Annotated in this window: 23 protein-coding genes; 13 read left to right on the forward strand and 10 right to left on the reverse strand. The window is 60.9% G+C overall.

Annotation, left to right across the window (positions count from 1 at the left end):
• Positions 1 to 304: 304 nt before the first annotated feature.
• A complete protein-coding gene (locus QRN31_RS27815) occupies positions 305 to 1,333 on the reverse strand; it encodes a DMT family transporter (RefSeq protein ID WP_285435874.1) in 1,029 nt (342 codons plus the stop codon).
• Here QRN31_RS27815 and QRN31_RS27820 point away from each other — a divergent pair.
• From QRN31_RS27820 to QRN31_RS27870, 11 genes are all read left to right on the forward strand, one after another.
• Positions 1,328 to 1,891, forward strand: coding sequence for a helix-turn-helix domain-containing protein (locus QRN31_RS27820; RefSeq protein ID WP_285435876.1), 564 nt, complete (start codon positions 1,328 to 1,330; stop codon positions 1,889 to 1,891). The two genes, QRN31_RS27815 and QRN31_RS27820, sit on opposite strands and share 6 nt — an antisense overlap.
• Positions 1,892 to 2,047: 156 nt before the next feature.
• Positions 2,048 to 3,247 carry an SfnB family sulfur acquisition oxidoreductase gene (locus tag QRN31_RS27825; RefSeq protein WP_285435877.1) on the forward strand — a complete coding sequence of 400 codons (1,200 nt, stop codon included), beginning with the start codon at positions 2,048 to 2,050 and terminating at the stop codon, positions 3,245 to 3,247.
• A gap of 10 nt (positions 3,248 to 3,257) precedes the next feature.
• A complete protein-coding gene (locus QRN31_RS27830) occupies positions 3,258 to 3,704 on the forward strand; it encodes an acyl-CoA dehydrogenase (protein WP_285435879.1) in 447 nt (148 codons plus the stop codon).
• Positions 3,704 to 5,107, forward strand: coding sequence for an LLM class flavin-dependent oxidoreductase (locus QRN31_RS27835; protein WP_285435880.1), 1,404 nt, complete (start codon positions 3,704 to 3,706; stop codon positions 5,105 to 5,107). Before QRN31_RS27830 ends, QRN31_RS27835 begins: the two co-directional genes overlap by 1 nt.
• A 306-nt stretch (positions 5,108 to 5,413) precedes the next feature.
• Positions 5,414 to 6,319: an AMP-binding protein gene (locus QRN31_RS27840; RefSeq protein WP_285435881.1), complete on the forward strand. Its 906-nt coding sequence runs from the start codon at positions 5,414 to 5,416 to the stop codon at positions 6,317 to 6,319.
• Positions 6,316 to 7,092 carry an ABC transporter ATP-binding protein gene (locus QRN31_RS27845; protein ID WP_285435883.1) on the forward strand — a complete coding sequence of 259 codons (777 nt, stop codon included), beginning with the start codon at positions 6,316 to 6,318 and terminating at the stop codon, positions 7,090 to 7,092. Before QRN31_RS27840 ends, QRN31_RS27845 begins: the two co-directional genes overlap by 4 nt.
• Complete coding sequence (locus tag QRN31_RS27850) at positions 7,092 to 7,973, forward strand: branched-chain amino acid ABC transporter permease (protein WP_285435886.1); 882 nt, start codon at positions 7,092 to 7,094, stop codon at positions 7,971 to 7,973. Before QRN31_RS27845 ends, QRN31_RS27850 begins: the two co-directional genes overlap by 1 nt.
• A gap of 4 nt (positions 7,974 to 7,977) precedes the next feature.
• On the forward strand, positions 7,978 to 9,027 hold the full coding sequence (locus tag QRN31_RS27855) for a branched-chain amino acid ABC transporter permease (RefSeq protein ID WP_285435888.1): 1,050 nt from the start codon (positions 7,978 to 7,980) through the stop codon (positions 9,025 to 9,027).
• Positions 9,028 to 9,052: 25 nt separating this feature from the next.
• Positions 9,053 to 10,393: an ABC transporter substrate-binding protein gene (locus QRN31_RS27860; RefSeq protein WP_285435889.1), complete on the forward strand. Its 1,341-nt coding sequence runs from the start codon at positions 9,053 to 9,055 to the stop codon at positions 10,391 to 10,393.
• Positions 10,394 to 10,396: 3 nt separating this feature from the next.
• Positions 10,397 to 11,164 carry an ABC transporter ATP-binding protein gene (locus QRN31_RS27865; RefSeq protein ID WP_285435891.1) on the forward strand — a complete coding sequence of 256 codons (768 nt, stop codon included), beginning with the start codon at positions 10,397 to 10,399 and terminating at the stop codon, positions 11,162 to 11,164.
• Between the two features lie 14 nt (positions 11,165 to 11,178).
• Positions 11,179 to 12,666 carry an FAD/NAD(P)-binding protein gene (locus QRN31_RS27870; RefSeq protein WP_285435892.1) on the forward strand — a complete coding sequence of 496 codons (1,488 nt, stop codon included), beginning with the start codon at positions 11,179 to 11,181 and terminating at the stop codon, positions 12,664 to 12,666.
• A 61-nt stretch (positions 12,667 to 12,727) separates the two neighbouring features.
• On the opposite strand, the gene QRN31_RS27875 is transcribed toward QRN31_RS27870, so the two are convergent.
• The 8 genes from QRN31_RS27875 to QRN31_RS27910 form a co-directional block, all read right to left on the reverse strand.
• Positions 12,728 to 13,462, reverse strand: coding sequence for a substrate-binding periplasmic protein (locus QRN31_RS27875; RefSeq protein ID WP_285435894.1), 735 nt, complete (start codon positions 13,460 to 13,462; stop codon positions 12,728 to 12,730).
• A gap of 1,027 nt (positions 13,463 to 14,489) precedes the next feature.
• Complete coding sequence (locus QRN31_RS27880) at positions 14,490 to 15,053, reverse strand: NUDIX hydrolase (RefSeq protein WP_285435896.1); 564 nt, start codon at positions 15,051 to 15,053, stop codon at positions 14,490 to 14,492.
• 2 nt (positions 15,054 to 15,055) lie between these two features.
• The gene (locus QRN31_RS27885; RefSeq protein WP_090185187.1) at positions 15,056 to 15,808 is read right to left on the reverse strand and encodes a GntR family transcriptional regulator; all 753 of its coding nucleotides are present in this window, start codon (positions 15,806 to 15,808) and stop codon (positions 15,056 to 15,058) included.
• Between the two features lie 86 nt (positions 15,809 to 15,894).
• Positions 15,895 to 16,284 (reverse strand): carboxymuconolactone decarboxylase family protein, encoded by a 390-nt coding sequence (locus tag QRN31_RS27890; protein ID WP_008059553.1) that lies wholly within the window; start codon positions 16,282 to 16,284, stop codon positions 15,895 to 15,897.
• A gap of 136 nt (positions 16,285 to 16,420) precedes the next feature.
• Positions 16,421 to 16,906, reverse strand: a complete 486-nt coding sequence (locus QRN31_RS27895) for a flavin reductase family protein (RefSeq protein ID WP_090185184.1) — start codon at positions 16,904 to 16,906, stop codon at positions 16,421 to 16,423.
• A gap of 12 nt (positions 16,907 to 16,918) precedes the next feature.
• On the reverse strand, positions 16,919 to 18,400 hold the full coding sequence (locus QRN31_RS27900; protein ID WP_285435902.1) for an aldehyde dehydrogenase: 1,482 nt from the start codon (positions 18,398 to 18,400) through the stop codon (positions 16,919 to 16,921).
• The gene (locus tag QRN31_RS27905) at positions 18,397 to 19,230 is read right to left on the reverse strand and encodes an alpha/beta fold hydrolase (RefSeq protein ID WP_090185179.1); all 834 of its coding nucleotides are present in this window, start codon (positions 19,228 to 19,230) and stop codon (positions 18,397 to 18,399) included. The genes QRN31_RS27900 and QRN31_RS27905 overlap by 4 nt, the downstream gene beginning before the upstream one ends.
• Positions 19,231 to 19,273: 43 nt before the next feature.
• Positions 19,274 to 19,864 (reverse strand): amino acid synthesis family protein, encoded by a 591-nt coding sequence (locus QRN31_RS27910; RefSeq protein WP_285435904.1) that lies wholly within the window; start codon positions 19,862 to 19,864, stop codon positions 19,274 to 19,276.
• A gap of 329 nt (positions 19,865 to 20,193) precedes the next feature.
• Here QRN31_RS27910 and QRN31_RS27915 point away from each other — a divergent pair, with 329 nt between their 5' ends.
• Positions 20,194 to 20,391 carry a hypothetical protein gene (locus QRN31_RS27915; RefSeq protein ID WP_285435905.1) on the forward strand — a complete coding sequence of 66 codons (198 nt, stop codon included), beginning with the start codon at positions 20,194 to 20,196 and terminating at the stop codon, positions 20,389 to 20,391.
• A gap of 124 nt (positions 20,392 to 20,515) precedes the next feature.
• On the opposite strand, the gene katG is transcribed toward QRN31_RS27915, so the two are convergent.
• Positions 20,516 to 22,771, reverse strand: coding sequence for a catalase/peroxidase HPI (gene katG / locus QRN31_RS27920; protein WP_285435906.1), 2,256 nt, complete (start codon positions 22,769 to 22,771; stop codon positions 20,516 to 20,518).
• 495 nt (positions 22,772 to 23,266) lie between these two features.
• Here katG and QRN31_RS27925 point away from each other — a divergent pair, with 495 nt between their 5' ends.
• On the forward strand, positions 23,267 to 23,626 hold the full coding sequence (locus QRN31_RS27925) for a hypothetical protein (protein WP_285435907.1): 360 nt from the start codon (positions 23,267 to 23,269) through the stop codon (positions 23,624 to 23,626).
• Positions 23,627 to 23,643 lie beyond the last annotated feature (17 nt).

Raw genomic sequence — 23,643 nt, forward strand, 5'->3', positions numbered from 1 at the left:
GCTCCCCGATCACCAAACGCCAAGCTGTCGCAGAATCCTACAAGGTAGACGGAATTTTCCTGATTCACATTGTTTCGGAGGCGTGATTTCAGCAGGTCCGGCACCATCGCGGGCAAGCCCGCTCCCACAGGGTTAGCGCAATCCCTGTGGGAGCGGGCTTGCCCGCGAAAGCGATCTTTCAAACACCACCGCAGATTAGATCGTTCCCACGCTCTGCGTGGGAATGCCTCAATGGACGCTCTGCGTCCGCTCGTGGGACGCGGAGCGTCCCGGGCTGCATTCCCACGCGGGAGCGTGGGAACGATCAGTGCTCTATTTCACTCTCCAGATCAGCTTCAGCCTGGGACACGGCCTTAGCCTTGGTCTTCAACTCACTGACAATCACCGCCGCCACGATCAACCCCGCGCCCACCAGCGCAATCGCCGGCAACCGCTCCCCGGCGATCCTTCCGACAATCCCGGCCCACACCGGCTCTCCCGCATAAATCAGTGTCGCCCGGGTCGGCGAGACGCTTTTCTGCGCCCAGTTCATCGCCACCTGAATCGCTGCGCTCGCCGCGCCCAGGCCCAGTGCGCTGCACAACAGCAACCATGAAAAGTCCGGAATCACTTCCCGAGTCGGCACCACCATCAGGAACGACAGCACCGAGGTGGTCGCCAATTGCACCACCGTCACTCGGCGCACATCGACCTGCCCGGCATAGGTGCTGATCAAGATGATCTCTGCGGCAATCGCCACGGCGCTGATCAACGTAGCGATTTCACCTGGGCTGAAATTGAAAGAAGCACCGGCAGGCCCCGACAGCAACATCAACCCGGTAAACGCCAGCATGATGCCGATGCTCGGCATCAACCCCGGACGCCGCCCCAGCACCAGCCATTGCAGCAACGGCACGAAGGGCACGTACAACGCGGTGATAAACGCCGATTGACTGCTGGGAATGCTCTGCAACCCCACGGTCTGCAGGCCATAGCCGAGCATGATTGCCACACCGATAAAGGCGCCGGCCTTGAGTTCGAACAGGGTCAGTTGCCGCAGGTGTCGCCAGGAAAACAGCGAAACAATGATCGCCGCCGCGGCAAAGCGCAGGCCGACAAAAAACATCGGCCCGCTGACGGTCATGGCGTGCTGCACCAGAAGGAATGTCCCGCCCCAGACCATCGTGATCAGCACCAGCACGCACTCGGCCTTGCTGAACCGCGAGAAACGGGGAGAAGTGTGAGAGGAGTTCACCGACGTCATGACCTTGCGCGCTACCTGAGGGGGACGCACAATGCGCCGAATGTTGCGCAGTATACTGCCCAACCCCACCAAGTGAGCAATATAGTGCACAAAGATTCTCCCCCGCGGGCTTCGGTCCTCCAGCACGTCAGCCAGAACGTTCGACGCTTGCGCCATGCCGCCGACATGAGCCAGACCGCGTTGGCTGAAAAGTCCGGAGTCAGCCGGCGCATGCTGGTGGCCATCGAGGCCGGCGAGAAGAACGTCAGCCTGACCACTCTCGACCGCGTGGCCGAAGCGCTGGACGTGGCGTTCAGCGACCTGATCCAGGCCCCGGATGCCCGCGACCCCAGCCGCATCAACGAGGTGGCCTGGGCCGGAAAGATTCCCGGCAGCAAAGCCGTTCTACTGTCCAAAGCCACCGCCACCCGAGAAGTTGAACAATGGGAGTGGTGCCTGCAACCGGGAGAAATCTACCCCTCGCAACCGGATGCCGAAGGCTGGAGCGAGCAGATTTTTGTCTTCGAAGGCTGCCTGACGTTGATGCTGGGCGAAACGCCGCATGAGATCGCCGCCGGCGAGTTCTACATGTTCGCCAGCGACCAGCCCCATGCCTATCGCAATGATGGGTTGGTGGCTGCGCGGTTTGTGCGAAATGTGGTGATCTAACTGTTTGCCGATCAACACTTGATAGACACTTTGTTGATTTAAAGCTGATGAGGTTTCTCTAAATTATTCATTAAGCTGTTGAAATTAAACGGTATTAATTTCAGGCACGACTCCTGCAAAAGCCCTGGTGCATTCATCAGAATCCCGGAGTCGCCCATGACAGCCTCTGCCCAACCCCGCACCGCCCACGTGATCCGTTCGGACGCCGAAGCCATCGCCGTCGCTCACAAGCTCGCCGCGCGCTTCGCCATCGAGGCCAGCGTCCGCGACCGCGAGCGACGTTTGCCGGTCGCCGAGCTCGACGAGTTCTCCGCCAGTGGCCTCTGGGGCATCACCGTTCCCAAGGCCTACGGCGGCGCAGGCGTTTCCTATGTGACCGTCGCAGAAGTGATCAAGATCATTTCCGCCGCCGACTCGTCCCTCGGCCAGATCCCGCAAAATCACCTCGGTGTGCTCGACATTCTGTTGCAAACCGCCACTGAAGAGCAGAAGCGCTACTACTTTGGCAAAGTCCTGCAGGGTTATCGCTTCGGCAACGCCTTTTCCGAATCCAAGAGCAAACATGCCGGCGCGTTCGAAACCCGTATCCGGTTTGATCAAGACACCGCGCAAATCGATGGTGAGAAGTTCTACTGCACCGGCGCCTTGTTTGCGCACATCGTGCCGGCGGTGGCGGTCGATGAAGAGAACAAGGCGTTCATCGCGTTTATCGAGCGCGACACGCCCGGCCTGACGGTGATCGACAGCTGGGACGGTTTCGGCCAGCGCACCACGGCCAGCGGTGGCGTCACCTTGAACGCGGTCAAGGTCCCGCTCAGTGCCGTGATCCCGGCGCACAAGGCGTTCGACGAACCCACCGCCGACGGCCCGATCTCGCAGATTATTCAAGCCGCCGTGGATACCGGCATCGCGGTGGGCGCCCTGGAAGAAACCAAACGCTACGCCCGTGAAGCCCGGCCATGGATCGACAGCGGGCAGGATCACGGCTGGCAGGACCCGTTCAGCATTGCCGCGATTGGCGACCTCGAATGGCGCGTCCACGGCACCGAAGCGATCCTGAAAAAAGCTGGCCACGCCGTCGACGCGGCATTGCTCAATCCCAACGAAGACACAGTGGCGCACGCTTCAGTGGTGGTCGCCCAAGCCAAAGTGCTGTCCGCCGAAATCGCCTTGCTTGCCAGCAGCAAGCTCTTCGAACTGGCCGGCACCCGCTCGGTACTCGGCAAATACAACCTCGACCGGCATTGGCGCAACGCTCGCACCCACACCCTGCACGACCCGGCACGCTGGAAATACCACCTGATCGGCAACTACCTGCTCAACGGCGTGAAGCCTGCGCGCCACGCCTGGAACTGAGGAGCCCACCATGAACGCCTTGACCCAACCGATAGTTGCCGGGCAACCCCTGGCCAAAAGTCAGCATGACCTGCACAACGCTCGCAGCTTGCTGGATGCAACGTTGCGGTTTGTCCGTCAGCAAAAAATCACGAATGATCCTTACGTCATCAGCCGTTTCGGCGATTTGCACATCCGCATTGAAGTCGCCGCCGCGCTGCTCGAACGCGCTGAAGATTTCTTGGACAGTCACCAGGACGACACGGAAATCAGTGTCGCCGTTGCCGAATCGCACCTGGCCAGCGCCGACGGGCTCAACGCCGTCAGCAATGCTGAATTCGAACTCACCGGGCAACGCACGGTGTTGCCGGGGGCGCTACACGATCCGCTACACGATCCGCTGCGCTGGAAACTGCACCTCATCGGCAACTTTCGCCTCAACGGTATCCATCCCCCAAGCGTTCGGAGTGCTGTTTGATGGCCCGTGAAATCCGCCTCAACGCTTTTGACATGAACTGCGTCGGCCACCAGTCGCCGGGGTTGTGGGCGCATCCGCGCGATCGCTCATGGCAATACAAGGATCTGGAGTACTGGACCGATCTGGCGAAAATTCTCGAGCGTGGCAAATTCGACGGCTTGTTCATCGCTGACGTGCTGGGTATTTACGACGTCTACAACGGCAACGGTGATGCGGCGATCCGCCAGGCGGCACAGGTGCCGGTCAACGATCCGCTGCAACTGATCCCGCCGATGGCGCTGGTCACCGAGCACCTGGGCTTTGGCCTGACCGCTTCGCTGTCGTTCGAGCATCCGTATCCGTTCGCCCGGCGCCTGTCGACCCTCGACCATCTGACCAAGGGCCGCGCCGGCTGGAACATCGTCACCTCGTATCTGGAAAGCGGTGCGAAGAACCTCGGCCAGAAAGCCCAGACTGAACACGACGCGCGTTACGACTACGCCGAGGAATACCTGGAGGTTTGCTACAAACTCTGGGAAGGCAGTTGGGAAGAGGGCGCCATTGTGCGTGATCGCGAACGGCGGATCTTCAGCGACCCGAGCAAAATCCATGAGATCCGCCATGTCGGCAAACACTTCCAGGTGCCGGGCATTCACCTTTGCGAACCCTCGCCGCAACGCACGCCGGTGCTCTATCAGGCCGGTGCATCGAGTCGCGGCAAACAGTTTGCCGCCGAACATGCCGAGTGCGTATTCGTCGCCGCACCCTCGAAAGTGCTGCTGAAGAAAACCGTGGCCGACATTCGTCGTCGCGCCGCCGAGGCCGGTCGCGATCCGTCGAAGATTCTGATCTTCAACCTGCAAACGGTGATCCTCGGCGAGACCGATGCCAAGGCCAAAGCCAAGTTCGAGGAATACAAAACCTGGGTCAGCTACGAGGGCGCGATGGCGTTGATTTCGGGCTGGACCGGGATCGATTTCAGCCAGTTCAAACCGGATGAAGCGCTCAAGCACGTGCACACCAACGCGATTCAATCGGCGGTGGAGGCGTTCTCCACGGCAGACCCGAACAAGGTCTGGACGCCTAACGAGTTGGCCGATTGGGTGGGCATCGGCGGGTTTGGTCCGTTGTTTGTGGGCAGCCCCGAGACGGTTGCCGATCTGCTGCAGGAGTGGGTTGAAGAAACTGATGTCAACGGTTTCAACCTAGCCTATGCGCTGACTCACGAGACCTTTGTCGACGCCGTGGAATTGTTGGTGCCGGAGTTGCAGAAGCGCGGCGTGTACAAGACCGACTACGCGCCGGGGACCTTGCGCGAGAAGTTGTTCGGGGAAGGGCCGCGATTGCCGGAGATTCATCCGGGGGCGGGGTATCGGGACCTGGGAGTGTTGCGCCAGCAGGAGAAGAAAGTGGTGTCTGCCTGAACAATCCCCTGTGGGAGCGAGCCTGCTCACGAAGAGGCCGGCACATTCAACATCCATGTCGCCTGACCGACCGCCATCGCGAGCAGGCTCGCTCCCACAGTTGACCGGGTCGTACACAAATGATCGTTCCCACGCTCCGCGTGGGAATGCATCTCGGGACACTCCGCGTTCCCTGCTCCAAAAGCAGACGCAGAGCGTCCATGGCGGCACTCCCACGCGGAGCGTGGGAACGATCATCAGCGCCGTTAAATAGATTTCAGCCCAGCGGACCACCGCACGCTTTTGCCCATGAACAGGAGGTCACCCATGAGCGTGCACGAACTCAAACGTCTGCCCGTCGCGGACACCGCCCAATGGCGGGTCGAGCTGCCCCAGGCGCTGGAGCAACTGCGCCATTGGGCGCAGGTCAGTCCGTTGCAACCGGCGTTGCGCCACAAGCGCCACGGTCAGTGGTTTGTCTGGCGCTGGATCGATGCCTTGCGTGATGTCGAGCGCCTGGCCGACGGCTTGCGCCAGCAAGGTTTTACCGAAGATTCGCGCCTGGCCCTGAGCGGTGCTTTCGAACCGAATCTGATACTGCTGGCCCTCGCCGCGCAGCACCTGGGCGGGCAATCGCTGACGTTGCCGGACAACCTCGATCCCCCAACCCTGCGCAAGATTCTGGGGCGCAGTCGTCCCACTCACGCCTTCGTTCAGGATCGGCAGACGCAACAGCGGTGGCTCGAGCAGGGCCAGACGCTACTGGATTTCAACCGGTTACTCGGTCCGGTGGACACCCCGCAACGCCTCAAGCGTTGGAGCCAGAGCATGCAACTGTGGAGCGAAGAGGGCACGCAATGGCAAATCGGCCTGACGGTGTTGCTTGAGCAATGGCTGAGCAGCGGCCACTCCCTGGCCTTCCCGGAAAGCCCGGGCAGCGCCAGCCGGGATCGTCGCGAAGTCGCGCCCTCGGGACTGTTGCTGTCCGCCGAACGCTTGCAACGATTGGCCGATGAAATCGACAGTCGTCTCGCCCCGCACGGCACCTGGCACCGCCGCCTGTGCGAGTGGGCCATCGCCCACCCGGAAAAAGGTCTGCAACGCCTGATCAAAAATCGCGTTCGCCGACTGCTCGGTTTTCACAACCTGCATTTCATCTGGCAAGCCACCCGCACCCCACACACTCAACCGACGCCAACCTGGCTCACCGAATTCAAACGGGACATCGCATGAGCTCGACAGATTCCATCCTGCAAGTCAGCGGTATTTCCCTGTCGTTCAAAGGCGTGAAGGCGATCAATGAATTGTCGTTCGAAGTGCGCCGAGGCGAGATCTGCGCGCTGATCGGCCCTAACGGTGCGGGCAAGAGTTCGCTGCTGAACGTACTGAACGGCGTGTACCGGTTTGACGCCGGTTCGATTGTCTTTGAACAGCAGCCGTTCACCCACATCGATCCCTTGACCGCTGCGCGGCGGGGCATCGGCCGCACATTCCAGAACAACGCGCTGTTCAAGAAGATGAGCGTGATCGACAACATCCTGACCGGGCTCTCGCGGCACATGCGCAGCCGCTTCATCGAGCAGGCGTTGAACCTGCCGCGAGCCCGGCGCGAAGCCGAAAACTTCCGCCAGCAAGCCCAAGCCATTCTCGAATTCCTCGAACTGCAAGCGCACCGCGATGTGCCGGTCGGCAACCTTTCCTATGGCCTGCAAAAACGCGTGGAGCTGGGCCGCGCCTTGATCGCCGGGCCGCGCCTGTTGCTGCTCGACGAGCCGATGGCCGGGATGAACGCCGAAGAAAAACAAGAGATGGCCCGTTTCATCGCCGACATCAATCGCGACCTCGGCATCACGGTGGTGTTGATCGAGCACGACATGAGCGTGGTCATGGGCTTGTCCGACCACGTCGTGGTGCTCGATTACGGACGCAAGGTCGGCGACGGCACGCCCGCCGAAGTGCAGGCCGACCCCGAAGTGATTGCGGCTTATCTGGGAGTGGTGCACTGATGACGTTTTTCTTTGAAACCCTGCTCGGTGGCCTGCTCGCCGGGACCATGTACTCGCTGGTCGCCATCGGCTTCGTGCTGATCTACAAGGCCAGCGGCGTGTTCAATTTCGCCCAGGGCGCGATGCTGCTGTTTGCCGCGCTGACCTTTGTCAGTCTGCACGATCAAGGTGTGCCGTTTGCCCTGGCGTTGTTGCTGACCGTGGCGGTGATGATCATCGGTGCGCTGCTGATCGAACGGCTGGTGTTGCGGCCCCTGGTCAATCGCTCGCAGATCACCTTGTTCATGGCCACGCTCGGACTGTCGTTCATCATCGAAGGCCTGGCGCAGGGCTTGATGGGCTCGCAGGTGCGGGCGCTGGACCTGGGCATCGATGACGTGCCGCTGTTTATCGGCGGCCTGATGGTCAGCCAGTTCGACCTGATCGCGGCGGCGGCCGCCATCGTGTTGGTGACGGTGCTGGCGTTGCTGTTCAACAAGACCCGCATGGGCGTGTCGTTGCGCGCGGTGGCCGATGACACCACCGCCGCGTTATCGATTGGCATCAACCTGAACCGCATCTGGCAGATCGTCTGGGCGGTGGCGGGCATTGTCGGCCTGGTCGCCGGATTGCTCTGGGGCGCACGCCAGGGGGTGCAGTTTTCCCTGTCGCTGGTGGTGCTCAAAGCCTTGCCGGTGCTGATCATCGGCGGATTCACTTCGATTGGTGGGGCGATTGTCGGCGGGCTGATTGTCGGCGCCGCGGAAAACCTCGCCGAAGTGTACGTCGGCCCGCTGATCGGTGGCGGCATCACGCCGTGGTTCGCTTACGTCCTGGCCCTGGCCTTCCTGTACATCCGTCCCGCCGGCCTGTTCGGCGAGCGCGCCATCGAGCGAGTCTGAACCCATGACGATTTCCCTTACCCGCGAAACCGCGCCGTCGGTGTTGATCGAGCGTCGTATGCCGATTGGCCTGGGCGCTTTGCTGTTGATCGCCTTCGTCGTCGTGCCGCTGACTGGCAATGACTATTGGCTGAACGCCATTCTGATCCCGTTCCTGGTGTTGTCCCTGGCCGGGCTCGGCTTGAACCTGCTTACCGGCTACACCGGCCAGACGTCGGTCGGTGCGGCCGGGTTCATGGCGGTCGGGGCGTTTGCCACTTATGGCTTCCTGCTGCGCTTGCCCGAACTTGGCCTGCCGGTGGCGCTGCTCGGCGGCGGGCTGATCAGCGCCGTGGTCGGTTTCGTTTTCGGCTTGCCAAGCTCACGGATCAAGGGTTTTTACCTGATGGTCACGACCCTGGCCGCGCAGTTCTTTCTGGAGTGGTTGTTCGTCAAATTTCCCTGGTTCTACAACTACGGATCCTCCGGGACCATTTCTGCGCCAAAACTGGCGTTGTTCGGCCATGACCTGAACACACCGCTGGGTCGTTACCTGCTGACCTTGACCACGGTGCTGGTGCTGACCTGGGTCGCGGTGAATCTGGTGAAAAGCCAGATCGGCCGCAACTGGATGGCGATTCGCGACATGGACACCGCCGCCGCGGTAATCGGCATTCCCGTGGTGCGCTACAAACACCTGGCGTTCGCCGTCAGCTCCTTCTACCTGGGCATCGCCGGGGCGCTGTGGGCCTTCGCTTATCTGGGCACCGCCAGCGCCAGCAGCTTCGATATCAATCGCTCATTCCAGATCCTGTTCATCATCATTATCGGCGGCATGGGCAGCATCTCCGGCAACTTTGTCGGCGCGGCGTTCATCAGCCTGCTGCCGATCCTGCTCAGCCACGCCGGGCAGGCGCTGTTCGGCGGTTCCGTGGACGCCGGCCAGTTGCAGAACCTGCAAAAAATCATCTTCGGCGTGCTGATCATCGTGTTCCTGATCAAGGAACCGGAAGGTCTGATCCGCCTGCTGAGCAACCTTCGTGACCGGCTTAGCCACTGGCCGCTGCGCTTCTGAATTCCTCAACGATTAGAGAGACAACATGCGTACATCCTTGAAACGTTCGTTGGTGGGCGCCGCTCTGGCGCTGGCGGTTTATGGCGCTACGGTGCCGATGGTCCAGGCATCGCCGGACCAGCAATTCTTCCCGTTGGCCACGTACCGCGTTGGCGCGTATGCCTCCAGCGGCGTGCAGGTCTGGGCCGGCATGCTCGATTACCTTAACTACATCAACGAGGTGGAAGGCGGGATCAACGGCGTCAAACTGGTCTGGCAGGAATGCGAAACCGAGTGGACGGCGGAGAAGGGCATCGAATGCTACGAGCGCTTCAAGAAAGGCCTGGATGGCGCGCCAGTGGCGATCTATTCGCCCAATGGCGCCCCGGCTGCCTATGCGCTGAGCGAGCGGGCAGAGGTCGACAAGATTCCGTTGATCACCCTCGGCTATGGCCGCACCGAGGCCACCGACGGCACGGTGTTTCCCTACAACTTCCCGGTGATGCTGACGTTCTACAGCGAGGCGTCGAGCCTCATCAATTACATCGCCCAGCGCGAGGGCGGTTTCGACAAACTCAAGGGCAAGAAGATCGCCACGGTGTACCACGACTCGGCGTACGGCCGGGAAACCCTTGGGCCGCTGAAGTTGCTGGCCGAGAAGTACGGCTTCGAAAACATCCAGATTCCGGTGGCCGATCCGGGTAACGAGCAATCGTCACAGTGGCGGCAGATTCGTCAGCAGAATCCGGACTGGGTTTTCCTGCGCACCTGGGGTGTGTCGACGCCGGTGGCGGTCAAGACGGCGGCACGCTTCGGCTTTCCGGTGGACCACATCGTCGGTGATATCTGGGCCAGCTCCAGCGAAGATGTACTGCCCGCAGGCGCTGCCGCCAAAGGCTATCTGGCGCTGACGCCATACCCGGCCGGCACCGATTTCGAGATCCACAAACGCCTCAAGCAATACATCCTCGACAAGGGCAAGAGCGACCTCAAGGACCTGAAGAATTTCGGCAGCGTCTACTACAACTCAGGGCTGGTGAACGCCGCCGTGATGGTGGAAGCGATCCGCACCGCCCAAGGCAAATTCGGCAAGCGGCCGCTCAACGGCGAGGAAGGACGCTGGGGCCTGGAGCACTTGAACATCGACGACGCGCGACTCAAGGACATGGGCTATCTGGGCCTGATGCAGAACCTCAAGCTGTCCTGCAAGGATCACGAGGGCGGCGGTTCGGCGCGGGTGCAGCAGTGGGACGGCGCGAACTGGACGCTGATCAGCGACTGGATCGCCGCCGACCGTGCCCTGTTGCGGCCGTTGATCGACGAAAAATCGGCGGCGTTCGCCAAGGAAAAAGGCCTGACGCCGCGCACCTGCACCGGAGATGAATAAGTCATGAACCAAGCCGCCAGCGACATTGCCGTCCCTGACCTGTTGCGGGTCAAAGACATCGAAGTCATTTACGACGGCGCGATCCTGGCCGTGGCCGGGGTGTCGCTGACCGTGCCCAAGGGGGGCATCGTCGCGCTGCTCGGTGCCAACGGCGCGGGCAAAAGCACCACGCTCAAGGCGATATCCGGGTTGGTGCGGGCTGAACGCGCAGAGGTCAGTCGCGGGGGCATCGAGTTTCTCGGGCGCGATACCGCAGGCGTCGATCCCAGCCTGCGGGTGCGCCAAGGCATGGTCCATGTGCTCGAAGGCCGCCACGTGTTCCCGCAGCTGACGGTCGAGGACAACCTGCGCAGTGGCGGGTTTGTCCGGCGTCTAAGTCGTCAGGACATGGCCCATGATCTGGAACGGATCTACACCTGGTTTCCGCGCCTGAAAACCAAGCGCAAGACCCAGGCCGGATTGACCTCTGGCGGCGAACAGCAAATGGTCGCCATCGGCCGGGCGTTGATGACGCGTCCTACTTTGGTACTGCTTGACGAACCTTCCATGGGTTTGGCGCCTATTATCGTCCAGGAGATTTTCGAGATCGTCGCCCAACTCAATCGTGACGAGCAGGTGAGCTTCCTGATTGCCGAGCAAAATATTAACGTGGCACTCAAGTACGCATCGACGGCTTACGTCCTCGATACCGGCCGCGTGGTGCTGTCCGGCAGCAGCGAGTCGTTGCTGGCGCGGGGCGATCTGCACGATTTCTATCTAGGAAAACATTGACCAGTGAGAACGCCATGACTCAAACCCCAAGCGGACAGGCGACCGACGCCATCCGCCACGCGGACATCCTGATCGTCGGCGGCGGCCTCAGCGGCGCGATGCTTGCGGCGCAGTTGTTGCGCTTGCCTGGCCACCGCTCGGTGCTGGTGATCGAGCCCCGCGCCGAACTTGGCCGGGGCGAGGCGTACAGCGCGGTCGAACTGGGCCATACGCTCAACGGCAACGCAGCGCGCATGAGCGTCGACCCGGACAACGCCGATGACTTGACCCAATGGCTGACCGATTACATTGCCGCCGGTGGCTGGCCGGAGTCGGATGAACAGCATGTGCCGGTCAGTGAGTTGTTCCCGCCCCGCGGGCTGTTCGGTGTGTACGTGCAGCAGCGTCTGGCCGAGGCGCAAGCGGTGGGGGCGTTGAACGGTTCAACGGTCGAGCATGTGCGGGCCGAAGTGGTCGACTTGCAAACCGGGGACGATTCGGTGCTGCTGAGCTTGAGTGACGGGCAGCGTCTGCAAGGGGCTTACGCGGTGTTGGCCACGGGAATGTTTCCCGCTGCTCGCACGCCGCAGACCGAGTCCAGCGGTTTGAACGCGGCGGCGCTCGACCCGTGGGATGTGGCCGCCATGCGCCGGCTCAACCCGCAATCGACGGTGCTGATCATCGGCTCGGGCCTGACCATGGTCGATGCCGTGGTGTCGCTGGAACAGGCCGGGCATCGCGGGCCGATCGAAGTGTTTTCCCGGCATGGCTTGCTCCCGCACGTGCGCCGGCAACCGCCGGCCTGGGCGGATTTCCTTGCCGAAGATCCAAGCATTCGCACCCCACGCCAACTGGTGCGCGAACTGCGTCGGCATTGCCGGGACGCCATCGCCCAAGGCATCGACTGGCAAGCGCCGCTCGATACGGTTCGGGCGCATATCGGCCGGTTGTGGAATCAGGCGACGGATGTGCAACGCCGGCAGTTTGTGCGTCATGTGCGGCCGTGGTGGGAAAGTCATCACCACCGCTCGCCACCGTTGAGTGCCGAGTTGGTGGCGCGGTTGCACGAGCAAGGGCGATTGCGGATTCACGCCGCGTCGTTCAAGGGGCTGGAGCCGACAGTCGCGGGGCAGGTGAGCATTCGCATCCGCCGCCGTGGCGAAGTTGAAACCACGGTTGTCAGCGGCGCGGCGTTGATCAATTCCAGCGGCATCGAATACGACTGGCGTCGTGTCGCTCGGCCGCTGCCACAGCAACTGTTGGCGCGCGGTTTGATTCGACCTGGGCCGTTGGCGTTGGGCATTGCGGCCGCAGCCGATGGTGCGGTGTTGGACGCTGAAGGGCACGTTGCCAGCCGGTTGTTCGCCATGGGGCCACCGCTGCGCGGCATGTGGTGGGAAAGCACGGCCGTGACTGATGTCGCGAGCCAGGCAAAAAATCTCGCCGCCCGCTTGGCCAAAACACGCCCCTTGCAGGAGTTGTCGAGCGGTGTTGACGGAACTCCAGATGGCACTAGGCGGTGAATCAATAGCGCTGATAGGCCGAAAGGGTGAACCAGGACCGAAGGTGTTTTTCATTCCATCATCAGCGGGGCGTATGCTCGCTTAGCCAACGCTGTTTGAGGTGTTCGAGGCGGCCATCGCGGCTCATTTCATCAAGCGCCTGTTGCCAGCGGATGACCTGACGCGTATCGGTCTGCGGGGAAAAAGCGATGTAGGTGCCTTGCTTCATCAGCGGCATCTGGTAATGCAATTGGGTGGGTGGCAACCCTTCTTCACGGGCTATCGTCGCCACGGAAAGGGTATCGGCCACTACAAAATCGGTGCGACCAAGGCGCGCCAGACGCATCATTTGCTCGGGCGTTTCCACGCCATACAGGTTGGTCAGACCTTGTTTTTGCAAGTAGCTGTAAGCCAGCCATTTACGCGGGACGGCGATACGGCCCAGGTTCTTGACGTCCTGCAAACTGCGCACCGGTTGTTGGATGTCGCGTGCGGCATAGAGGGCGATTTCGACGTCCATCAGTGGACCGACCCATTGGTACTGTCCTTCGCGTTCGGCGCTACGCAGCACGGTAAACACGCCGGTGGCTGGCTCGGTGGCGGCAACGCGTAAGGCGCGCAGCAAGGGCATTTGTTGCAGATGCACTTGATCGCCGGTGCGTTCGGCCAGTGCCTGCACCACATCCACACCGAACCCCACCAGTTTGCCATCTTGTTGGAAATGCAGGGGTGGGTGGTTGTCGGTGAGCAGGTTGAGGTCGGCTGCGAGGGTGGTAAAGGTCAGGAAAAACAATAGACAGCCGGTAATGCGCTTCATGAATCGTCCTTGATTGAATGAGGTGCAAATATTAGTACGCGCTTGATGCGACTGTCCTGACGAATTGTCGGACTATTGCGTCTGATTTGAGGATTTATAGGCTGGGGGGCATTTTGTTTGTAGGTGTACATATCCGTTGTTGCGGTAACGGCGGCTTAGGGTTTCGCCCTTACGGCGACTCACTTTTTTTGACAAACGCCTCAAAAAAAGTAAGCAAAAAAAAGGCTCGCCCCGGCGTCCGGCCCCTCGCTTAGGCTCGGTGTTCCTTCGCTCCGACATTCATCTGGGGGCATCGCCTCCGGTCGGCTTCGCTTCGACCTCCTCTCGATGTGTGCGGCTTCGCCGCACGGCGCTACGCGCCTACCCCCCAGATGAATGCCTCCACTCAGCCTGCCGAAGGGGCGGGTAGATCAAGATCAAAAGCAGGCGAGCTACCGCTCGGCCTGTTGAGTGGTGAAAAGCGGGGGTACACCTCGATTTACTGTGGGAGCTGGCCTGCCAGCGATGGCGGCCTGACAGCCGACCAGCCTCCTGCAGGTGTGCACCAAACCCTGTGGGAGCTGGCCTGCCAGCGATGACGACCTACCAGCCGACCAATCTCTCGCAGCTGTACAAAATTCAATTGTGGGAGCCGGCCTGCCAGCGATGGCGCCCTGACAGCCGACCAATCTCCTGCAGATGTACACCAAACCCTGCGGGAGCCGGCCTGCCAGCGATGGCGCAGTCTCCTGCAGATGTACACCAAACCCTGTGGGAGCTGGCCTGCCAGCGATGGCGGCCTGACAGCCGACCAGCCTCCTGCAGGTGTGCACCGAACCCTGTGGGAGCTGGCTTGCCAGCGAAGACGCCCCGCCAGCCGACCAATCTCTCTCAGATGCATCCGAAGGGGCGGATAAATCAAAATCTAAAGCAGATAAAGACAATAGATGAGCAACTACGCCTGCTCTAACAGCAAGCGCCGAGCCCCAAATCCATAAAAGCGTTCAGGCGTCATGACGCGCCCTCAAGACCACTAGCCGCATGCCCACTACCGAATGAAGTGAATCTTGCCGGTGTCATCGTTGCCGATGTAGATGCCGTAGACCCCGGCCTGGCGTTCTTCGATATAGCGTTCGAGTATTTGCCGGATCGCCGGGTAATAGATGCTGTCCCAGGGAATGTCCTCGGGTGCGAAGAATTTGTAGTCGAGGGTTTCCGGGCCGTATTGGCCGGTTATCTCCAGCGCGATGGCGCGGAAGATGATGTACACCTCGCTGATCTTCGGCACGCTGAAGATCGAGTAAGGCGAGAGAATTTCTGCGCGTACGCCGCTTTCTTCCCAGACTTCGCGCAACGCGGCTTGTTCGGTGGTTTCGCCACCTTCCATGAAGCCCGCCGGCAGCGTCCATGTGCCAGGGCGCGGTGGAATCGCGCGCTGGCACAGCAGGTACTTGCCGTCCTGCTCGATGATGCAGCCGGCGATGATTTTTGGATTGACGTAATGGATGTAGCCGCAGCCGTTGCACATCAGGCGCTCGTGCGTATCGCCCGGCGGCAGCTGCGACTTCAAGTCATTGCCGCCGCACTTTGGACAAAAGCTCGGGCTGAACATGTTCAGCGGCCTATGCGCGGTTCTTTGAGCGCGATCGGCAGGGTGATCTCGGGGATTGCCCCGGTTTCTTCCTGTTTGCGCTTCAGGTAATCCAGCGCCACGGCGGCAGCGGCGCGAACGTGGTCGACGCACGCCTGGTGAGCGGCCAGCGGATCGCCGCTCTTGATCGCTTCAACCATGCGCTCCATCTCCTGATTGCTCGAGCCGCGACGGTTTTCCTGGGACACCGAGGTCGCACGCAAGTAGCTGATGCGCGCCTGCAACTGGCGCAGTTGAGTGGCCGCGACATGGTTGCCGGAGCCTTCGAGCAGCACGTCGTAGAAACCCTGAACCGAATCGATGACCTGTTGCAGTTCGCCATCCTTGAGGGCCTTGCGGTTTTCCTCGAGGGCTTTCTCCAGGGCCTTGATGTTCTTGGCCTTGGCGCGAAGGGTGAACAACTGCACGATCAGCCCTTCAAGCACGCAACGCAGCTCATAGATATCAACGGCATCGGCGAGGGTAATAATGGCGACCCGTGGCCCTTTGGCATCGGCGAACTCCACCAGACCTTCGGATTCCAGGTGACGCAAGGCTTCACGCACCGACGTGCGGCTGACCCCGAGGCGATCGCACAGGTCGCGCTCGACCAGACGGTCTCCCGGCAGTAGCTGGAAGTTCATGATGGCGCTTCGCAGTTTATCCAGCACGATTTCGCGCAGGGTAACGGGGTTGCGATTGACCTTGAAGCTGTCGTCGAGTGGCAGGCGTTTCATGGGGTCCGCTCTGAATGTGGCTGTCCATGCAAAAAGAGCACTACGATCCAGGATCATCGTGCTCAGGTCATCACAACAGCCAAGGGTTAACTGGAGGCCTCGGCATCGGCTTCGGCGAACGCTTCACGGGCAAGCCGGAAACTGTCTACGGCAGCGGGGACACCGCAATAAATACCGACCTGAAGCAGAATTTCGCGTATTTGTTCACGACTCAGCCCGTTACGCAAGGCGCCGCGTACATGCAGCTTGAGTTCGTGAGGCCGATTGAGGGCCGAAATCATGGCCAAGTTTATCATGCTGCGTTCTTTAAGCGACAAACCCTCACGGCCCCAGACGTGGCCCCAGCAGTACTCGGTGACCATCTCCTGCAGTGGCCGGGTGAAGTCGTCGGCGTTCTCGATGGAACGGTTCACATAAGCCTCGCCCAGCACCTGAGTGCGGATTTTCAGGCCTTTTTCATACTTCTCGTTGCTCATCTTCATCATCCTTTCACCGCAGATCCCCTGTGGGAGCGAGCTTGCTCGCGATGGCGTCAGCTCATTCAACATCTATGCAAGCTGAACCACCGCTATCGCGAGCAGGCTCACTCCTACAAGGGTTTGTGTAGACCTTTCAGGCCAGCGCGGGCAGGGGGCCCAGTTTGCCTTTGTGGTAAATCATCGGCGTGACGGGTTGCTCGGGCAGAATCAGATTCTTCACCGCGCCGACGATGATCGCGTGATCACCGCCATCGTATTCACGCCACAGTTCGCACTCGATGATCGCCGTGGCTTTGCCCAGCAGCGGATTACCCAGCTCGCTCAGGTGCCATTCGATGTGTTTGGCCTTGTCCTTGCCTTTGCTGGCGAACGCATAGGCTTCGGCGGTCTGGTCGGCGGACAGCAAGTGAATCGCGAACTGCTTGCTGTCGCGCAGGATCGGGTACGTGTCCGAGGCGTAGTTGGGGCAGAACAGCACCAGTGCCGGGTCAATCGACAGCGCACTGAAGGCGCTGGCGGTGATGCCGACGATGCCGCCGTCCGGGTCCAGGGTGGTGACCACCGTGACCCCGGAAGGGAACGAGCTCATGACGTCTTTGTAGATGCCGGGTTCGATCATTTCGCAAATCTCCTAGCGCATCACAAATGGATCAGGCATTGGCGCCTGGGACAGGTTGATCCACACCGTTTTGAGCTCGGTGTAGGCCAGCACCGAATCGATGCCGCTTTCGCGTCCATAACCGCTGTTCTTGAAGCCACCGATCGGCGCCATGGCTGATACGGCACGGTAGGTGTTGACCCAGATGATCCCGGAACGCACGTCTCGGGCCAGGCGATGGGCACGGCCCAGATCGCGTGTCCAGATGCCGGCAGCCAGACCAAACTGGGAGTCGTTGGCAATCGCCAGCGCTTCGGCTTCATCTTTGAAGCGAATCACCGACGCCACGGGGCCGAAGACTTCTTCCTGCATGATCTTCATCGAGTTGTGGTCGCATTCGAACAAGGTCGGCTCATAGAACCAGCCTTCTCCCAGGTTCTCTGGACGCTTGCCACCCAGGCGCAGGCGGGCACCTTCGGCGATGGCGTCGGCGACTAGTCCTTCGACCACGGCCAGTTGCTGTGCGGTGGCCATCGGGCCCATTTCGCTGCTGTCTTCCTGCGGGTTGCCAATACGGATGCGTTTGGCACGCTCCACCAGGCGCTCAACGAACTCGTCGTAGATTTCATCCTGAACCAACAGGCGCGAGCCCGAGACGCAGCTTTGACCGGACGCAGCGTAGATCCCGGCAATGGCGCCATTGATTGCGCTGTCGAGGTCGGCGTCGGCAAAGATGATGTTCGGCGACTTGCCGCCCAGTTCCAGCGACAGCTTGGCGAAGTTCTCGGCGCTGCTGCGCACCACATGCCGGGCCGTGGCCGCGCCGCCGGTGAAGGCAATCTTGCGCACCAGCGGATGGCGGGTGAGGGCGGCGCCAGTGCTTGGGCCGTAACCGGTGACGACGTTGACCACGCCCGGTGGAATGCCGGCTTCCAGCGCCAGGCGGGCCAGTTCCAGAATGGTTGCCGAGGCGTGCTCGGACGGCTTGATCACGATGGTATTACCAGCCGCCAGGGCTGGCGCCAGTTTGATTGCGGTCAGGTACAGCGGGCTGTTCCAGGGAATGATCGCGGCGACCACGCCCATGGCTTCGTGCACGGTGTAGGCAAACAGGTCCGGCTTGTCCAGCGGCAGGGTGCCGCCTTCAAGCTTGTCCGCCAGGCCTGCGGTGTAGTGGAAAAATTCCGGTAGGTAACTGACTTGACCACGGGTTTCACGAATCAGCTTGCCGTTGTCGCGGCTTTCCAGCTGCGCCAGGTGTTCCTTGTTTTCGGCAATCAGATCGCCCAGGCGGCGCAGCAATTTGCCCCGCGCCGTGGCGGTCAGGCCGCGCCAGGCAGGGCTGTCGAAAGCCGTCTGTGCGGCCTGTACGGCGCGCTCGACGTCGGCTTCGTCGGCGTCGGGCAGTTCGGCCCAAGGCTCGGCCAGCGCCGGGTTCAGGCTTTCGAAGGTCTTGCCGGAGAGGGCATCGACCCATTCACCGCCGATGCACATCTGGAAGCGTGCGAGTGTCATGCAACGATCCCCTTGATCTGGTTTTGTCGGGAGTGCGCGTTGTCGAGAAATTCCAGCAACAGCTGGTTGACCAGGCGCGGCGATTCTACGGGCATCATATGCCGCTGCTCGGCGAGCACGGCAACGGTTGCACCCGGAATATGTGCGGCCAATTGCTCAGCCATTTGCGGTGTCGAACCCGGATCCAGTTCGCCGGTGGCGACCAGCGTCGGCACCTGGATGCTGCCCAGATCCTCCGCGCGGTACATGTCCTGGGTGGCGAACAGTTCGTAAGTCGTCAGGTAACCCTGGGGGTCATTACCGGCCAGGGTCTGACGCAGGGCAGCGATCTGTGCCGGATTGGCAGCCTGGTATTCACGGCTGAACCAGCGCGACAGCGCGGCCTCGGCGTTGGCATCCGGCCCGTGTTCGGCCGCCTGTGCGGTGCGGGCAATGACGCCGGCACGTTGCTCGGCACTGCGATTGAACACGCTGTTGAGCACGACCAGGCCTTGCAGGCGTTGCGGGTAATGCAAGGCAAACGCCCGCGCGACCAATCCGCCCATGGAAAAGCCGATCACCGTCACCTTGGGCAGTTGCAGGTGGTCGAGCAACTCCAGCAACTGATCGGCATAGCCAAGCAGCGGCGTGCCGCTTTCCGGGCGCGGGCTGGCGCCGTGGCCGAGCATGTCGTAGGCAATCACGCGGTATTTCGTGGCCAGGCCAACGACCTGGCCGCCCCACATTTCTTTGTTCAGGCCCACGCCGTGGATCAATACCACGGGCTGGCCTTGGCCGGTCGCCAGGTAACTGGTGCCAGCCGGGGTGCGTTCAGCGGTGAGCCGAATCATGGAGCGCTCCTGCATGCCTTTTTGTTGTTGTGACCGACCGTGATTACTGAGCTTTCTCGGCAGCCAGTTCTTCCAGATCGATGTAACGGTTGCCGATACGCGGGTGCAGGCGGCCGCCATCGGCGCAACCCAGGACCACCACGATTTCGTCGGCACGCGGCGCATCTTCGATCTTCATTTCCAGAGTGATGTAGTGCGAACGCAGGCCTTCGTCGTCCTTATGCATCATCGGGATCTGGATCGAGGTGCCCGGGCCGCCGCGCTTGTTGGTGAAGCTGAGGTAGCTTTTGGCCTTGACCGCTTCACGGTAATGGTTGCCGAAGCGCAGGGTATGGATGACCGCCGAGGCGTGCTCGATCTCGCCATCGGCACCGACCACGGCCGCCTTGCCGTAGGCCTCGATTTTTTCGGCACCACCGATGATGCCGACCAGACGCTCAACCATCAGTGCACCGAGGTCAGAGCAGTTGGCGCGGATTTCCGGTTTCAGGTCTTCGACGAAGCCGCGACCCAGCCATGGGTTTTTCATGACGACGGCCAGGCCGACCATGGTGACGGGCTTATCGGTGGCCTTGCCGCCTTCGATGAAGGTCTCTTCGACATAGCTGACGATCTTGCGGATTTCGAAACTCATGAGCTGCTCCGTATGAGGTTTTGGGGTGTCTGTGCGTATGATGGTATACCATAATATAGGTTGTGCAAGCGCCAGATTCAATTTGCGTCAGGAAGGCGACAAAAAGCAGGCGAGGGGATAGCTGGCCGGATGGCTGGGCAGGAAAGTCACGCCCCGACCGTTCATCTCGTAAGCGCCATCGGACAAGCGCTGCCTGGACATTTGTGGCTTAATGCCACCACTGGTCGGCTTAAACGTCATCCGTGTGAACGGTCTCGATTGGCAGGTATCCATTTGCCTGAGACGAATACAGGGGGGGCACCATGAGAGAAGCACAGAGAAGATTGGCCATGACCGCGTGGAGCAAGTTGTTTGCGCTGCCTGCAAACCTCATCAGTGCAGAGGAAAGGTACTTCAGGTTACTGAGGACGGCGGATGAGATGGAACGCGCTGATCTCATCACTGCCGACGAGTGGCGCAAACTCGTCCAGCAGGCCGGCATGGCGCTTGCCACGACGGCGGAGTGCATGGGCGGCACGGGGCATTAAGCTTGCGCACATGGCAGGAAGGTTTCGCCGATTTCGGCCTTGCCGTGTAAAAGAATGAGGCCGCCGCGATCCGTATCACCGGGTCGCGGCGGCCCGTTCAAGGCCTCACAGGTTCACGATTGCATCACTTCACGTCGAAGCGATCCAGGTTCATCACCTTGGTCCACGCCGCCACGAAGTCTTTGACGAATTTCTCCTGCGCGTCACTCGTCGCATAGACCTCGGCCAACGCGCGCAACTGCGAGTTCGAGCCGAAGACCAGGTCAACGCGTGTCCCGGTCCATTTCACGTCCCCGGTTTTGCGGTCACGTCCTTCGAACTCTTCGTTGTCTTGGGACACGGGTTTCCATTCCACGCTCATGTCCAACAGGTTTTTGAAGAAATCGTTGGTCAGTGCCTCCGGCCGCTGTGTGAACACACCGTGGCGGGTTTGTCCGACGTTGGTGTTCAGCACGCGCAGGCCGCCGATCAGCGCGGTCATTTCCGGTGCGGTCAGGGTCAACTGTTGCGCCTTGTCGATCAACAGCTGCTCGGTCGGTACGCGGTAGCGGGTTTTGAGGAAGTTGCGAAAGCCATCGGCGACCGGCTCCAGGAAGCCGAACGACTCGACATCTGTCTGCTCTTGCGATGCGTCCATCCTTCCTGGCGTAAACGGCACCGTCACGCTGAGGCCGGCATTTTTCGCTGCTTGTTCGATGCCGGCATTACCGGCCAGAACGATCAGATCCGCCAGCGAGACTTTCTTGCCGCTGTTGTTGAACTCGCTCTGAATGCCCTCGAGTTTGGCCAGCACATTGGCCAATTGCTCGGGCTGGTTGGCTTGCCAGAATTTCTGTGGCGCCAGACGCAGCCGACCACCGTTGGCGCCGCCGCGTTTGTCGGAACCACGGAAGGTGGAAGCCGCGGCCCAGGCCGTTGACACAAGCTGCGCAACGCTCAAGCCCGAAGCCAGGATTTTGCTCTTGAGTGCGGCGGCGTCACTGTCGTTGATCAACGGGTGATCGACCGCTGGAATCGGGTCTTGCCAGAGCAGCTCTTCGTTCGGCATTTCCGGGCCGAGATAGCGTGAGAGGGGCCCCATGTCACGGTGGATCAGTTTGAACCAGGCGCGTGCGAAGGCATCGGCCAGTTGATCCGGATTGGCCAGGAATCGCCGTGAAATCGGCTCATAGATCGGGTCGAATCGCAGCGACAGGTCGGTGGTCAGCATGGTCGGATTACGGCGTTTGGACGGGTCGTGAGCATCTGGAATGATGCCGGCACCGGCGCCGTTTTTTGCCACCCACTGGTTCGCTCCCGCCGGACTTTTGCTCAGCTCCCACTCGAAGCCGAACAGGTTTTCCAGGTAGTTGTTGCTCCATTTCGTGGGCGTGGTGGTCCAGGTCACTTCCAGGCCGCTGGTGATGGTGTCTGGGCCTTTGCCGGTGCCGAAGCTGTTTTTCCAGCCAAAGCCTTGTTGTTCAAGACCGGCGGCTTCGGGCTCGGCGCCGACGTTGTCGGCAGGTCCTGCGCCGTGGGTTTTGCCGAAGGCGTGGCCGCCAGCGATCAGCGCGACGGTTTCTTCGTCGTTCATCGCCATGCGCGCAAAGGTTTCGCGGATGTCTTTACCGGCAGCGACCGGGTCGGGGTTGCCTTCCGGGCCTTCCGGGTTGACGTAGATCAGGCCCATTTGCACGGCCGCGAGCGGGGTTTCCAGGTTGCGTCCCTGGTCGGTACGGCTCTCCTCATTTTCCCCCGGCTCAGCCACCAGCGGGCCTTCACCGGGCTCTTGCATCGGTTCCTTGTGTTTGCCGTAGCGCACGTCGCCGCCCAGCCATTTGTTTTCCGAGCCCCAATAAACGTCTTCATCCGGTTCCCAGACGTCAGGACGGCCACCGGAAAAACCGAAGGTCTTGAAGCCCATGGACTCCAGCGCGACGTTACCGGTGAGGACAATCAGGTCAGCCCAGGATATTTTCCGGCCGTACTTTTGCTTGATCGGCCAGAGCAGGCGGCGGGCCTTGTCGAGGCTGACGTTATCCGGCCAGCTGTTGAGCGGTGCAAAGCGCTGCTGGCCAGAGCCGGCGCCGCCACGACCGTCACCGGTGCGGTAGGTGCCTGCGGCGTGCCAGGCCATGCGGATGAACAGCGGCCCATAGTGGCCGAAGTCGGCAGGCCACCAATCCTGGGAATCGGTCATCAGCGCAGTCAGGTCTCTTTTGACCGCCGCAAAGTCCAGGGTTTTGAATTCTTGTGCATAGTTGAAGCCTTCGTCCATGGGGTCGGACAGGGACGAGTGCTGGTGCAGGATCTTCAGGTTCAGTTGGTTCGGCCACCAATCGCGGTTCGTCGTGCCACCGCCAGCGGCGTGATTGAACGGGCATTTCGATTCATTTGCCATGTGCGAGCTACCTTTGGTCGTGTTCATCCGGCTATCCGGCCCGGGATTGGGCGTCAGATAGCAACGAGCGAAATTCATGACATAGGCTGCCGGGCCAGCAGTTGGATCAACTGGTTGTCTTGACCACACGAGGATGCTGAACAGCGGCAATCGAGTTGCCTGTGCGGTGGCCCACGGATGGCCTAGTCAAGCTTCGGGCTCATTCCTGTCTCCATATCAGCACTAAACCGGCCAGCGTGTTCTGCCAGCGCTGGATACAGGTTAGACCCCACTCGGGAAGTCAGCTAATAGGTGGAGTATTGGGGGACGATAGGCAGGGTCTTTTAGCGGCGATGTGGCAGGAACCTGTGTCTTTCTGGATTATAGGTGCCGGTTCACGGGGGGTGAGAAGGATTGATCCACTTTGAAAGAACTTGCGGGGCGTTGCCATGCAATGCTCAGAACAGGTACATGATTGCGTCCGGTCCACATTGTCGAAGGTCACAAGGATTCCCCATGGGTTCAAGCAAACGCGAACAGGCACACATCGAACGACTTCTGGTAGCCACCCTGACCGAGGCTTGTGAAACAGCCAAGGCTGAAATCGTCGGGTTCGACTGGTTGACCCACGAAGTCGATTACAGCGATTTCCCCTCAAGCCTGAGAGTGATTTGGGTCTTCGACACGCAAGTCAGCAAAGAACAGGCATTGGCCAGCGGGCAGGGCGAACGCATGGTTGAGCTGACGGCGATGGCGTTACAGAATGCCGATGTGCTTGTCAGCCCGGTCTCTGCCCACGTGCATTTTGATTCGGAAGAACAATGCCAGCGCGCCAATGGCGGCAACTGGCAGCAGCGCCTGGCGCGCCGGCGCTAGTTCTGGCAGGCACGCAG

This window comes from Pseudomonas sp. fls2-241-R2A-110, assembly GCF_030209165.1.
Lineage (GTDB): Bacteria > Pseudomonadota > Gammaproteobacteria > Pseudomonadales > Pseudomonadaceae > Aquipseudomonas.